Raw genomic sequence first — 12,977 nt, 5'->3', positions numbered from 1 at the left:
CTATCGGACAAAATCCTATCGAAAACGCGCGCGATGCGGTACGTGTATGGGTAAGACATGCGGATCCCCATAGGTTGCAAAACCAGTCCTATTGCGTTGGATCTGTGCGTCGCCGGTTTTGTTTTCGGCACTGCGGGAGTTGATGAGTTTAATGAGTGTTCGGGCCCCTGATCAGGCCCAGTGAAGTGTATGGGTTTCGATTGTCCGGTCGGAGGAAACAGTCCGCGATGACATGGTACTTTGTTCCAAGAATGCTGTCGGCTTTTATCGCGATTGCGATTCTGATCGTGATGACGCGCGTTCTGGGGCCTGCGGATTTTGGCCGCTACAACCTGACGCTTCTGGCCGGAATGCTGCTGTTTTCCTTTACGTTTCACTGGCTGGCCATCTCCGTCGGCCGGTTTCACCATGCCCGGGAATTCGAAGGGAAAACGATCGCAACGGTTCTGGGTGCGGCAGCACTGCTGGCGGTGTTTCTGCTGTGTCTGGCCCTTCTGGTGCGGTTGATCCTGCCTGCGGCCTGGGTCGGCAGCTTTTTTCTGGCCGTCATATTCTGCACCAGCCACGCGATGTACGAACTGGGCACGGTCTGTCTGCGCCAATACAAGGAAGGGCCAAAGTTTGCCGCTGTCACCCTGCTGCGTCAGGCGCTGGGCGTGTCTCTGGCGGTGAGTTTCGTGTTGCAGGGCGGCGGATATGCAAGCGCGGTGATCGGAATGTCGATGGGGGCGGCCTTGACGGGGGCCTATTCGCTGATCCTTGCCGTGCGCCGGTCCGGGATTGTCATGCCGGGCCGTGATGCCCTGAGAACCTATTTCCGATTTGGCTTTCCGCTTGCCGTGGTGTCGTCCAGCGCTTCGTTCTTTGCAATGTCATCGCAGTCCCTTTTGGCCTATTTCGCTGGGATGGACGCCGCCGGATACTTCGCGGCGGCGCAGACGCTGGCGTCGAAGGCGCTGAAACTGCCGATGACGACCCTTTCGCGCGTGGTCGCCCCCAGTGTCTTTGAGGCCCATGAAACCAAAGGATCTGCCTCATCCGATGCGGTGCTGGATCGCTATTTCTCGTTCCTGATGCTGATTTCGATGCCGGTGGTTGTCGCGCTTGTCTGTGCAGCGGGTGTGTTCACAAACCTGTTGTTTGAACCCGGTTTTGCCGCGGAAACCGACCTGTACCTAAGATTGCTGGCACCGGCGGCCTTTATCATCGGGTTGCAGGGCGCCTATTTTAGCTATGCTTTCATGCGGTCGAAAATGACCGGAGTGCAGCTGGGCATCAGTGTCGGGTCCTTGTTGGTGCACGCCCTGTTGTCGCTTGTCATCATCTATCGGTTCGGCGCGCCCGGGGCCCCGGTCGCGTTCCTGATCAGCGGCGTGGTGAGCTTTTTTGCCTATTATTACATCGGCCGAAAGGTCGATCCTCTGCGGGTGCCAATGTCAGAGCTGTCAAAGGCCGCATTGGGGGCAATTGCCTATGCACCGTTTGGGCTTGCCGCCGAAATGGCGGCGAATCTGATGCTGCAATTTGCAATTCTTGGGGCCGGTCTGATTGTCATGTTCGGGATTCTGGTTTGTGTCCGGCAGGTTGCGGCGGTGGCCGTGTGGGAAAAAGCACGCTTGCAGGTGGTTTAGCGCGGTAATCTGCGTTCGAATTATGCGTTTGTTTACATTGCATTAATGTCCGTTGGGCAAGAATTCTCGCATAAGGTGGTGCTAAATTGCCTATCGGGTCTGGATTTCTACAAAAAGAACACACATCTCTCGTGGTCGGAATAGATTGGTGATAAACTGTTCTGGACTTTCTTGATGAGTTTCTTTTTTGGGTCGTGGACCCTGACGAGTACACGCTAAGAGGGTGCTGCCCAAAAACCGACATAATGCTGCGCAATGATTAGGCAGGTGCGTCACAAATGGAAATGAACAAAGCGAACGAGCTTAGTCTGATATGATTATTGTGTATCTACTGTCAGGCCCTGTTATTGCCGCGATTTTGATCACCGCCTTGCTGGTTTCGGGTGCAAGTACGGGCATGGCCGTGGCCGGTGGCCTTGTTGCCGGTGTCTGCGCCCCTGCTGTAATTGCCTGTCTGCATTTTGTGTTCAAAAGCAAGCTGCGCCTTAAAACCATCGACAAACTGCCCCTGAAAACCGGGCAATAACGCTTTCATTGCTGGTCGGTCCGGGTCTTTTTCGATCCACATTCCAGTCTGAGCGCCGATTTTTTTTGGCCGTGGCTATTCTCGAAAATTTGACCTGAACGCCTCTGCCCTGGGGTGGATAGCGCGGTGGCGTACAGCCGGGCTCTTAATAAACAAGTTGTCACCTATGGCAATAAATGCGATTATATTGCTGGCAAGAGCCCGACCTTCCCATCTTTAACGAGTCGGGTAAAATAATTGCGAGGGGCAACGGAAACAGTGACGTTGCGCCTTTGATCTGTTGAGCAAAAGAAGTTTGAATTCCACCGCTATCGTCTCGATTTAAGGCGAATTGGCGAGTGGCGATGTTAAGCGATACCTGAGTTATGGGTCGTTGTTTGTAGTCAGTGAGTACGTTTTTTGGGGGTCATTATGAACCACAACCGAGGTTCTTTTCCTTTAGAAGAGACCGACATTTACAATACAAATCAACATTTTATTTCTAAATCGGATGACCGCGCAAACCTGGAAGGTTTTTATACGCTAAAAGGCAAACGTCTTCTTGATATTCTTCTGGTTCTGATTGGCGCACCATTTGTGCTGCCTCTTATGCTGTTGGTTGCAATCTGTGTGAGGCTGGATGGCGGACCGGCGATTTACAAACAAAAGCGGGTCGGCATTGGCGGGCGCGAGTTTGATTTTCTGAAATTCCGGTCGATGATGATCGACGCAGATCAGCTGTTTCAGGATCATTTGCGGGATTGCCCAGCGGCCGCAGCGGAATGGCAAGCGCGGCAAAAGCTGGAAAATGATCCACGTGTCACAAAGATCGGCCGGTTTCTCCGGGTATCTTCGCTGGATGAGCTGCCCCAGCTTTGGAACGTGCTTGTCGGCGACATGAGCCTGGTTGGTCCGCGCCCCATGCTGCCCCAGCAACAAGCGCTGTATCCTGGTCTTGACTACCACCTGATGAAACCGGGGATCACCGGGTTGTGGCAGGTGTCCGAACGCAACGATGTCGAGTTCTCGCACCGTGCGGTTTTCGACAGTGAATATGCGCGAAGGATCGGCCTGTGGCTGGATCTCAAGATTCTGTTTCAGACAATCGGCGCTGTCTGCAACGGCACCGGCCGCTGAACCGATCACTGCAACGCCCGAAATCGGAGTGATGCTACGACCATGACGTTTAGGATAAAAACAGCTTTTCGTTCGGCGCCTGGCGGGTTCGGGTGCTTTGGCGTGTTTCGAAACATCTGCGCAGGTGTCTTGGCGCTCGGTTTGATCTCGGGACCGGCAGACGCGGATTACAAGCTTGAGCCGGGCGACCAGATACGCGTGTCCCTGACCGGCCTTGAGGGGCTGTCCTTCGACGCCATCATCGATGCCCATGGCAACGTCAACCTCAAGTGGCTGGGCCATTTTGAGGCCAAGGGGCTGCTGGCGGACGAGCTGGAAAATCTGGTGCGGTTGGATGCGGCCGGAAAGATCGTCAAGCAATACAACCAGAATGGTGAGATCTACATCATCCAGCTGGACGGCGATGAAATCGAGGTTGCGCGCAACGGCTACCGGCCCATCATCATCGGTGGTGACGTGGCGCGGACCGGGCAAATTGATTTCCGCCCTGCTATTACAGCGCGCGAGGCTGTCGCTCTGGCCGGTGGGGTCAGAAGCATGTTGTTGGCCGATGACGTGACCGTGGACCCGATCCAGCTGATGCGGTGGCAGACCACTTATGGCCAGGCCGCACTTCAACATGCACAGGCAATGGCGCAGGTTTGGCGGACCACGTCCGAGCTGAGACAGAATCTGGACATGGTGGCCCCGACCCTGGATCAGGTCTCGGTGTCGAACACGGTTCTGGAAGAACTGATCGCCGAGCAGCTCAGGATCAGAACGGTCAATCAGGAAAACGAAGCCGGGGAGCGGGAATTTTTCGAGGACGCCGAAGAACAGGCCCTGCAACGTATCGAGATTCTGCAAGAACAGAAAACCGAACTGGCCAAGGCGTTGGTATCTGATGAAGAGGAAGAAAAGCGCGTTATCGACATGATCGAACGCGGCCTGACGGCGGGAAACCGGTTGGCTGATACGCGCCGGACCACGGTTTTGTCCGCCACACGTTTGCTGGAGGTCGAAGAAGATCTGGCCGCCACCAATCTGGTTTTGACCCGCCTGAGAAGGGACCGCGAATATTACGAACAGGAACGGTCCTTGCGGCTGTTGCAACAGCGCCGGGACGCCCATCTGGCGCTGCGGGACGCCAGTCTGCAGATGGATACGATCGCGAAATACCTTGCCGGCGCCGCCAGCGAAATCGGTACCGAAAGCCTGATCAGCGACATTGATTACGCGGTGACGATCTTCCGGGTGGTTGAAGGCGAGCTGCAAGAGCTGCGGGCCGACAAGATGACCCAGCTGCTGCCGGGTGACAGTGTCGAGATCTCGGTTCAGCAGGTGACGCAGCAAACCCAGCTGACGGAGTGACCCCCCATAAAACAGGACCGATAGAACCCATAATGCGCGAGGCTCTCTGTCATTGGCCGGAAAACCCGCGCGCAGACGATACAGCAGGATCGGCATCAGGATTTCAAACGCAAAGACATTGATATGGCATATCTCAAGGCAAAAGCGGCGCTCCCTTCGGAAGGTGCACATCTCAGCACCCTCAAAGCCTGTCTGCTGGTGCTTTGCTTTGCGGTGTTGCAAACGGTGCCCGCAGTAATAAACGGGTATCCGTTCATCTTTTTCGACTCGCGCGGCTACAACAATGCGGGCAAGGCTGTTGTGCAGGTTGCAGTTGGAAAACTGGGCGCAGCCGAGGCACCGGTTCAGGACGCCGCCCCGACCGAAGACGCGAGTGCAGCAACGACAGATCAGTCCGGGAAAGGCAAACGCGCCATTCCGATGTCACGGTCCCCCTATTACGGGGCCTTGGTGTTCGTGTTCCTGCAATCCGAAGCCTTCCTTCTGGCGCTGTTTCAATCGCTTGTCGTTGCCTATGTGGTCTGGCTGGTGGTGCGCCAGATTTGTCCGGGCAACGCCACAAGACCCTATCTTGTCACCGGCGCGATCTGCGCTGTGGTGACACCTCTGCCCTATTTCTCGGCCTATGCCATGCCGGATGTGTTTGCGGCTACGGTACCGCTGTGCCTGTTTCTGCTGTGCTTTGCCAGACGCCGCCTGACCGCCGCCCAACAGGTCTTCTGCTGGGTCGTTCTCGCCGCGTCTGTCGCCATCCACAGCAGCCACATATTGCTGACCTTCGGTTTGCTGGCGCTGCTGGTGATCCTGTGGCTGTGGCCGCGTGTCCGGCCCCTGATATCCGGCTGGCTTCTGTCCTGTCTTGCCTTCGTGACCGGCGTGTCGGCGGTCTTTGCCTTTGCCTTCGTGTCCCACGCGGTGTTCGGCAGCTGGCCGCAGAGCCTGCCCTTCCTGACCGCGCGCGGGATCGAGGATGGCCCGGTGGCCGAGATGGTCGAAAACGACTGCTACGGCCACGACTTTGCCATCTGTAATGCCGCACCTCTGGAAAACCGGGGCTCGCAGTTCTTCCTCTGGGAACCGCACGGTTTTTACCAATCCGCTGATGAAGACACCAAGCAGAGGCTGAGTGACGAGGATTTCTCGGTCTTTCTGACCGCCGCAAAGGCCAATCCGATGATGCAGCTGAAAGCATCACTGCGAAATACCGCAAGACAGTTGGGCATGTTCGGGCTGTATGAATTCGACACCGCCAAACGGGTCTTTGCCGAAAGCGCCCCAAATTACATGAGCGGCTCTGATCTGGGCAGGTACGGCGCCTCGATGGCGGTCGAAGGCCGTTATCCTTTCGCCTTCATGTCCACCTTTGTCTATGCGGTCGCCGCTTTCAGCCTGCTGACGGTGGCATATATCTATGGCGGCCGGTCGGTGACGAATGCGGCGCTGGCCTTGGGTGTGCTGATCCTTGCAACCTTGCTGATGAATGCGGTGATCTGCGGTGTGTTGTCGGACCCGCATCACCGCTATCAGGCACGGGTCATCTGGTTGCTGCCGTTTCTGGCAACCCTGCTTGTCTTCCAAACGTCCAAGAAGCCCGCGCCTAGGGCGCAGGGGCAGGGTATTGCAGATAGCTGAGACGCCGCGCCTCGCGCCGTCCGCGTGACACGGTATCCAGGATCAGGGCGCAGGCCACGCAGACAATGGCCAGAACAAACCCGGTCAAGGATGCAAACAGCGACGGGAACCGCGCCACCTGACTGGTTTCGACGAACTCCAGCAGCACTGACAGGAACACCAGAAAAGACGGCACGAAAATCACTCCGGCCAGTGACAGGAAGAACAGCATCGGGTTCTCTTCTTTCACCAGAAAGCTGATCATCCTCAGAATCCTGAGGCCGTCGCCATAGGTCGACAGTTTCGACACCGAGTTTTCGGGTCTGGCGCGATAGTTGACCGGAACCTCGTCAATCGGCAGCCGCAATTGCAGTGCATGGACGGTCAGCTCGGTTTCAATCTCAAACCCGCTGGACATGCTGGGAAAGCTTTTGACAAAGCGGCGGCTGAAAATCCGGTAGCCTGACAGCATATCGTCAAGGTTCTTGCCAAAGAACACCCGCACCATCGAGGTCAGCAGCCGGTTTCCGAATTTGTGTCCCGGGCGATAGGCGGCCTCGTCCGAGTGTTGGCGCGCGCCGTTCAGCATATCCAGATTGTTGCGGCGCAGATGATCGATCATCTCGGCGACGGTGCTGGCGTCATAGGTGGCATCGCCATCCGCCATCACGTAGATATCCGCCTCGACATCCGCAAACATCCGCCGCACCACATTGCCCTTGCCCTGATTGGCCTCGGTCCGGACGATGGCGCCGGCAGCCCGGGCGACTTCGATGGTGGCATCGGTGGAGTTGTTGTCAAAAACATAGATGGCGGCATCCGGCAGGGCCGCCCTGAATTCAGAAATCGTCAAACCAATTGCAGCTTCTTCGTTGTAACAGGGTAAAACAACTGCAACCCGACACTCGGTACCTGAAGCTTGAACTTGCGGGGCGACACCCTGCAGATCCGAAGCCTCGTTTTCCTTCAACACAGTTTCTTTCCTCCAAAATCTAAAATAACTTGGATTCACAGAATAGGTTCAGAAGTACCAGAAATACGCATGTGCCAAAAGGAAAATTGATAAACCCGACAAAGCACTAGCCTGCGGACGGGTGGTTCAGGCGCAGGGTTAAAGGCACTTTGGGAAAGTTGATTGCAGTGGTGGTGTTCTAAAGATGCCCTCTTCTCAGTTCCTGAAATTCGCCATCGTGGGCGCCATTGCCTTTGTGGTCGATGCGGTGCTGCTGATGGTTGCGATCGAGGGGCTTCACTGGGCACCCGAGGTCGCGCGTATCCTGTCCTTTCTTGGTGCGGTGACCACGACTTGGTATCTGAACAGAACCTTTACATTTGCCACCCAGGCGCCGCCCACCGTGAAGGAGTTCATCAGTTACGTGCTGGCGATGAGCTTTGGGCTGGCGGTGAACTACGCCGTCTTTGTTGCCCTGATCCGGCTGAACGAGATCGCAGGCGCTTATCCGGTGGTTGCTCTGGTGCCGTCGACGCTGGCCGGGATGATCATCAACTTCCTGTTCTCACGCCGTATTCTGGATGCCGGTGACACCCCGAAATAGGGACCTTGGAGCAAAGACGGGGCTTATTCAGAGACCGTGTTTTCGGCCAGATGACGGCCAAGTTCTTCCCGGTCTTCCGGGGTCAGAAGCCATTCGTCGTCTATCCCGGTCGCCAGACCCAGCTGATCGATGTTGGGGCGCGACACCCCAAGAAGCTGCCGGACCTGGTCGCGAAACTTGAAGCCGACAACGCCGGTGATGGCGCTGCCAGCGGCGAAACCGCCTGCGCCGAACATGAGGTTTCTGCGGGTTACGTCAAACTTCATTTATCACCCCCAGTTTGTCGCCCAGCCGCGCCGCAAGCGCCATGATGGTGAGCGTAGGATTGGCATGACCGCCGGATGCGAACACTGATGAGCCCGCAACAAACAGGTTCTGATACCTGTGCACGCGGCAATCGGCATCGACGACGCTTGTCTTCGGGTTGGCCCCCATCCGCGTTGTGCCCAGGGTGTGACCGCCCCCGGTGACGCCGAACATGATTTCTTCGTTGGACATCCGCAGCCGCCCGGTATCCGCGGCGATCAGCCGTTCGCCCAACGTCTCAAGAAAGGTATCGACCGCCCTGAAACTGCGGGCGCCGATGTGGAAATCGGTGCGCAGCTTTCTGAGCCCGGCCGGGTCGGTGCCCTCTCTGACAGTGACCCTGTTTTCAGGCTCGGCATCCATTTCCGCCCGGACGATGATGCCATAGGCCACGGCACCGTCGCCCCATTTACTGGCAAACATCGTTTCGACGGGATCTTCTGAAATGAACTTTCCGGGGTACAGGGCGACAGAGACCTCAAGCTCGCCGATCTGCCGGTACAGATCCTGGTCCGGTTCCAGCAGGGCGGTCAGTTCGCCGAAGCCCTCGGGAACGGTGGGAAACTGAAAGGCCCCGTTGCCGATCAGCTTGGCGCAATCGGGGAAATGCGGATGCTCCATCAGATAGCGACCGACCTGATCGTTCTCGTTGCCGACCGCAGGCCCGGTTTCGGATTGCGAGCTGAGCAGGATCTGTGCGTTGCCCATGGCCCCGGCTGCAAGCACAACCACCTGCCCGGGCCGCAGGTCAATCCGTCTGGTGCCACCGTCCAGCGTGTAGATCGAGATCGCCTCGATCCCCTGCCGGTCTTCCCTTGGGTGCAGGTGGCTGAGCGTGGCGCCAAGCGCCAGATCGGTGGCAGGCAGTTGATCGTAGAGCTGGGGTTCCCGGATCAGACGCAACGGGTCTTCGGTGGAAATGGGCCGGTAAACGAATCCCGGCTCAAAAGCCGATGAATAGGTCAGGAAGGGATCGGGCCTGCCCAGATATCCCGCGGCGATTTTGTAATAGGGGTCCAGATCGCTGCGCGTGATTGGCCATTGTCGAAAGTTGCGGTCGATCAGTGGGCTGCAATACCCGGCCCAGACGGCAGATGTTCCGCCCATGGCGCGCACCCAATGCAGCGGCCAGTGCGATCCGTCCAGATGCCCGCGACCGTAAATCTGGGCAAAGTCGGATTGAATGTCGTCGTTGTATTGGGCTTCTCCGGTTTCAAGCATAATCGCGCTTTTGCCGTGTACGCCAAGGCGTTTGGCCATCGCATAAGACGCCAGGCCGGAACCGGCGACGATAACGTCGTACGTGTTGAAATCTACTTCACTTGCCAAGACTCGCATAACGGTCACCCACTCGGTGCGTTTTGGTTGCGGGAATCATCGCATAGCCCGGCAAGGTTAAGCGGTTTTCGGTTCTGATCGTGCATTATTCCTGACAGTCCTTGGTGAATGGGAAACAAAGTCCGGACCCCTTCTCTTGCGTGCTGAGGGGAAGTCCCGGGATGGTGCAAACTGTGTCTCATCCGAAATTCGGGTCGCCATAGAGTTTGGCCTTTTTCAAATCGACCCGCGTCGCCACCAGCGCCGAAGGGCGCAGGTCAGCGTTCTCCAGCTCGCGTATCGCCTGGAACACCGCGTTTTTGCGCGTGCTGTTCCAACGGGTGAACAACAGGACGCGGTGCGCTATTTGCGACAGGTACGAGGACTCGACGGCCGACAGGAGCGGCGGAGTATCCAGAAGAATCACATCATACATGTCCGACAGTGAATGCAGCAGATCGAGGAAAGCGGGCGAGTACAGGAAATCCCCGGCATTTGTCTGCTCTTCTTCGCCCTGCCCGCGGATCAGCGGCAGGATATCAAGCCCCTCCTGCGGGCTTCCGACCACATAATTCAAAAGAAACTCGGGGTCGGTTGCGGCGTGTTGCAGGGCTTCAGGTGTCATACGGGAATAGACGCGGTAGGCAGAGGCGACGGTATCGCAGTCGATGATCAATGTCCGGTATTCCGCTTTTGCGCAGACAGCCGCCAACAACAAAAGCGCCGAGGATTTGCCTTCGTCCGGCAGTGCAGAGGCGCCGGAAAAGATCACACAATGGGTCTGCGGAACGGATTGACCGGTCTTTTTGTCCGGGTTGGTCAAGATATACGGGTCATTCTGTGCGACGGCAGGGTCACTCTGACTGGGTGAAACACGCAGACCGATATCGCTGCTGGCCAGCAGTTTTCGGCCGAAATGCCGCAGCTCAGGGGCCAGTTTCCCCGCATGGGCAAAGAAGGTCTCGAAGGGCGGTTCATCCCTGATTTCCGGAAGGATCGCAGACAGTTTGGACCCGGTCGCGCTTTCGAATTCCTGCGTCGTCCGGAGGCGTTTTTGAAAAATCTCGTGAAGGACGGTCCAGATCAGGCCGCCGAACACAATCGCAAACATGACGCCGATGGCCGTCTGCGACCGCTTGGGCTCGGACGGATCAACCGAGGGGCGTGCCCGTTCGATAATATGGGCGCCAGCGTCCAGATAGTCGCCCTGTTCCGCCCGGCGGCCCAGCTGTGACACGAAATCCCGATAGATCGCTTCGGTGACCAGAATCTCGTTTTCGATCCGCTTGGTGACCGAGTCATGCTGTACCTGACGGGCCTGTTGTTCCTTGAACGTCTCGATGCTTTGTTTCAGCGTGGCCAGCTGGGCATTCAACTGGTCTATTTTCCGCTCTGCGGCCGTCTGGATTGCATCCAGTGCGGCAATGGCAGCCTGATCGGTGATGTCGCCGTTGGAGCTGCGTGAAAGCAGACCGACCTGCGCCGCGTAATCCACTGCTTCCTGATTTTTTCCCTGTTCGCGCATCAGGTTGATCGCCGTTGTCTGTTCTTCCAGCTCAACCAGGCTTTCACTTGCCAGCGAAGACCGCCGCTCTGCCTTGATCCGCTGTGCCTTGATGGTCGCGTATTCATCGGGCGAATAGGGGATTTCGATCGAATGCGTCTCGAGGTTCGAGCTCAGCGTGTTCAGATCCTCGCGCAACTGGCCGATGCGAATGGCCAGCCAGTCCTGCGACTGCCCCAGCGCGTCGCGTTTCATTCTGGTCAGAACCGACAGGTATTCGGACGCCAGGCTGTTGGCGATCCGGGCCGCCTTGCGTTTGGATTCCGAGGTGACGCGAATTTCGTAGACGGCCGAGGTGTCGCCCACCTGTTCGATGCGTCTGGATCTCAGCAGGCTTTCGATGGCCGCCTCTTGGCGCAGGACGTCCTCGGACCGTTCTCCATCCTCGGCCCCGTCATCGCCGCCCGAAAGCGCGTCGACCACGGCGTTTTTCAACCCGCGCGCAAGGGCAATGGGGTTCAGGTTCACGCCGGACCCCTCGCCCGAAAACTCGGGGTCGTTCTGCAGATCCAGCCGTGCCACCACGCTCTCGATTAGGTCGGTGGACCGCAGCAGCTGCAATTCGCTTTCCAGCGACGTCAGCGACAGGGGCAGGCCGGACACCTGCGGCGTGAACTGCGTTTCCGTCTGCACCCGGGTCTCGATCATGACCTTGGCGCTTGAGGTGTATTTCGTGTCCGCGGTGTAGGTGAACAGGTAGGCCAGAAACGCCCCACCAACGGCTATGGCCAGAATCCACAGAATCGATCTTCGGATGGCCCAGGCAACGTTGGACAGCATTCTGAGTTCGGGGTCGCCTGCAGTGGCATATCCCAGGCCCGATAACTCTACTTCTAGCCCTCGGCGGTACTGATCAGTCATCACTCATAACAACGTGTGGCACAGATATGGTTCACGTAAGCCCGGCAGCCTGTGCTCAACAAAAATTGCGTCAGCAGCTGTCAGCCGCGGGCCAGAAATACTCAACAATGCGCCAAGCAAACCACAATTGGCGGCGAAAAGTAAGCAAGTTTGGTTGAAATTGCGAAAATACTCGCGATATTCGAACCAATCCGGTCCAAAATCGCTGAATTTCCTAGCAAGAATCGTTGGGCCTGATAACCTGTTTTTGTGTTTGTTTTTTTGTGACCAGTTGGCTTTTACATGAATAAGATCCTGGATAAGCGTCTGCCGCATGCTTTCGTCGGAGGTATGCCAGTTGCGATCGCAGGCGCCGACGAACTGACGGAAGTAATGCTTGAAGACGTGCAGCGGCGGCGGAGCGGCAAGCTGAACCGCGCCACGACCGTCTTCTCGTCGAATGCGCAGGCGATCTCGCTTTATGCCAGCGATGAGAATTTCGCCCGCACCATGGATTCCGCCGATATCACCCATGCCGATGGTCAGATCGTTGTTTGGGCGTCGCGGCTGTCTTATGGGAATCTGGGTATCCCCGAACGGACCGCGACAACCGATTTCATCCACTCGGCCGCCAAAGCCGCAGCGGCAAACGGGCTGAGTTTCTATTTGCTGGGCGGCGTCGAAGAGATCAACCGAGACTGCGCCCGGAAACTGACCGAGATGTATCCCGACCTGAAACTGGCCGGGCGGCGGCACGGGTATTTCGACGCCTCGGAAGAAGACGAGGTGGTGGCCGACATCAATGCCAGCGGCGCCGATATTCTGTGGGTCGGGCTGGGCAAGCCGAAGGAACAGTTTTTTTCCGAACGGGTCGCGCCGAAACTGGATCATTGTGCATGGATCGTGACCTGTGGCGGGTGCTTTCACTATATTGTCGGTGACTACCCGCGCGCACCCGACTGGATGCAGACGGTGGGGCTGGAATGGCTGCACCGCGTCGCAACCGGGCCGCGGCATCTGATCGGAAGATATATGCGGACCCTGCCGCACGCGCTGAGCATTGTTTTGCGCAAGGACGTGCCCAACCGCTTTGGCCGTAGATGAGGGCAGAACGTCAGGGGTAATTTGAGTTGAACCGCCACCATTTACCAGCGCGGCGG

Annotated in this window: 12 protein-coding genes; 6 read left to right on the top strand and 6 right to left on the bottom strand. The window is 57.3% G+C overall.

What is annotated here, in order from left to right:
- The first annotated feature begins 227 nt into the window (after positions 1 to 227).
- Positions 228 to 1,631, top strand: a complete 1,404-nt coding sequence (locus GOX88_RS11375) for an oligosaccharide flippase family protein (RefSeq protein WP_170401393.1) — start codon at positions 228 to 230, stop codon at positions 1,629 to 1,631.
- 334 nt (positions 1,632 to 1,965) lie between these two features.
- Here the strand turns inward: GOX88_RS11375 and GOX88_RS23270 are convergent, their stop codons facing one another.
- The gene (locus GOX88_RS23270; RefSeq protein ID WP_170430848.1) at positions 1,966 to 2,199 is read right to left on the bottom strand and encodes a hypothetical protein; all 234 of its coding nucleotides are present in this window, start codon (positions 2,197 to 2,199) and stop codon (positions 1,966 to 1,968) included.
- 369 nt (positions 2,200 to 2,568) lie between these two features.
- Here GOX88_RS23270 and GOX88_RS11365 point away from each other — a divergent pair, with 369 nt between their 5' ends.
- The 3 genes from GOX88_RS11365 to GOX88_RS11355 all read left to right on the top strand — a co-directional run bounded on the left by GOX88_RS11365 (position 2,569) and on the right by GOX88_RS11355 (position 6,255).
- Complete coding sequence (locus GOX88_RS11365) at positions 2,569 to 3,273, top strand: sugar transferase (RefSeq protein ID WP_170401388.1); 705 nt, start codon at positions 2,569 to 2,571, stop codon at positions 3,271 to 3,273.
- A gap of 129 nt (positions 3,274 to 3,402) precedes the next feature.
- Positions 3,403 to 4,623 (top strand): polysaccharide biosynthesis/export family protein, encoded by a 1,221-nt coding sequence (locus GOX88_RS11360; protein ID WP_170401387.1) that lies wholly within the window; start codon positions 3,403 to 3,405, stop codon positions 4,621 to 4,623.
- A 123-nt stretch (positions 4,624 to 4,746) separates the two neighbouring features.
- Positions 4,747 to 6,255, top strand: coding sequence for a hypothetical protein (locus GOX88_RS11355; protein WP_170401385.1), 1,509 nt, complete (start codon positions 4,747 to 4,749; stop codon positions 6,253 to 6,255).
- On the opposite strand, the gene GOX88_RS11350 is transcribed toward GOX88_RS11355, so the two are convergent.
- Complete coding sequence (locus GOX88_RS11350) at positions 6,221 to 7,207, bottom strand: glycosyltransferase family 2 protein (RefSeq protein WP_367647803.1); 987 nt, start codon at positions 7,205 to 7,207, stop codon at positions 6,221 to 6,223. The genes GOX88_RS11355 and GOX88_RS11350 overlap by 35 nt on opposite strands.
- 184 nt (positions 7,208 to 7,391) lie before the next feature.
- Between GOX88_RS11350 and GOX88_RS11345 the strand changes: the two genes are divergently transcribed.
- Positions 7,392 to 7,790 (top strand): GtrA family protein, encoded by a 399-nt coding sequence (locus tag GOX88_RS11345; RefSeq protein ID WP_170401382.1) that lies wholly within the window; start codon positions 7,392 to 7,394, stop codon positions 7,788 to 7,790.
- A 23-nt stretch (positions 7,791 to 7,813) separates the two neighbouring features.
- Here the strand turns inward: GOX88_RS11345 and GOX88_RS11340 are convergent, their stop codons facing one another.
- The 4 genes from GOX88_RS11340 to GOX88_RS23265 form a co-directional block, all read right to left on the bottom strand.
- A complete protein-coding gene (locus tag GOX88_RS11340; protein ID WP_170401379.1) occupies positions 7,814 to 8,056 on the bottom strand; it encodes a hypothetical protein in 243 nt (80 codons plus the stop codon).
- Entirely contained in the window at positions 8,046 to 9,434 is a 1,389-nt protein-coding gene (locus GOX88_RS11335; RefSeq protein WP_217354208.1) for a GMC oxidoreductase, read from the bottom strand. Before GOX88_RS11335 ends, GOX88_RS11340 begins: the two co-directional genes overlap by 11 nt.
- 178 nt (positions 9,435 to 9,612) lie before the next feature.
- Positions 9,613 to 11,838: an exopolysaccharide transport family protein gene (locus GOX88_RS11330; protein ID WP_170401373.1), complete on the bottom strand. Its 2,226-nt coding sequence runs from the start codon at positions 11,836 to 11,838 to the stop codon at positions 9,613 to 9,615.
- A gap of 3 nt (positions 11,839 to 11,841) precedes the next feature.
- Complete coding sequence (locus tag GOX88_RS23265; protein ID WP_170430855.1) at positions 11,842 to 12,153, bottom strand: hypothetical protein; 312 nt, start codon at positions 12,151 to 12,153, stop codon at positions 11,842 to 11,844.
- A gap of 15 nt (positions 12,154 to 12,168) precedes the next feature.
- On the opposite strand from GOX88_RS23265, the gene GOX88_RS11320 reads away from it, so the two are divergent.
- Positions 12,169 to 12,921 carry a WecB/TagA/CpsF family glycosyltransferase gene (locus GOX88_RS11320; protein ID WP_170430857.1) on the top strand — a complete coding sequence of 251 codons (753 nt, stop codon included), beginning with the start codon at positions 12,169 to 12,171 and terminating at the stop codon, positions 12,919 to 12,921.
- The last annotated feature ends 56 nt before the right edge of the window (positions 12,922 to 12,977 follow it).

Source organism: Ruegeria arenilitoris, assembly GCF_013030985.1.
Lineage (GTDB): Bacteria > Pseudomonadota > Alphaproteobacteria > Rhodobacterales > Rhodobacteraceae > Ruegeria > Ruegeria arenilitoris_B.
This window is presented reverse-complemented; position numbering and strand designations above follow the sequence as displayed.

Excerpts from the sequence above, each read along its gene's own strand:
- GOX88_RS11375 (WP_170401393.1), top strand. The coding sequence starts at position 228 with ATGACATGGTACTTTGTTCCAAGAATGCTGTCGGCTTTTATCGCGATT.
- GOX88_RS23270 (WP_170430848.1), bottom strand. The coding sequence starts at position 2,199 with ATGTGGATCGAAAAAGACCCGGACCGACCAGCAATGAAAGCGTTATTG.
- GOX88_RS11365 (WP_170401388.1), top strand. The coding sequence starts at position 2,569 with ATGAACCACAACCGAGGTTCTTTTCCTTTAGAAGAGACCGACATTTAC.
- GOX88_RS11355 (WP_170401385.1), top strand. The coding sequence starts at position 4,747 with ATGGCATATCTCAAGGCAAAAGCGGCGCTCCCTTCGGAAGGTGCACAT.
- GOX88_RS11345 (WP_170401382.1), top strand. The coding sequence starts at position 7,392 with ATGCCCTCTTCTCAGTTCCTGAAATTCGCCATCGTGGGCGCCATTGCC.
- GOX88_RS11340 (WP_170401379.1), bottom strand. The coding sequence starts at position 8,056 with ATGAAGTTTGACGTAACCCGCAGAAACCTCATGTTCGGCGCAGGCGGT.
- GOX88_RS11335 (WP_217354208.1), bottom strand. The coding sequence starts at position 9,434 with ATGCGAGTCTTGGCAAGTGAAGTAGATTTCAACACGTACGACGTTATC.
- GOX88_RS11330 (WP_170401373.1), bottom strand. The coding sequence starts at position 11,838 with ATGACTGATCAGTACCGCCGAGGGCTAGAAGTAGAGTTATCGGGCCTG.
- GOX88_RS23265 (WP_170430855.1), bottom strand. The coding sequence starts at position 12,153 with ATGCGGCAGACGCTTATCCAGGATCTTATTCATGTAAAAGCCAACTGG.
- GOX88_RS11320 (WP_170430857.1), top strand. The coding sequence starts at position 12,169 with ATGCCAGTTGCGATCGCAGGCGCCGACGAACTGACGGAAGTAATGCTT.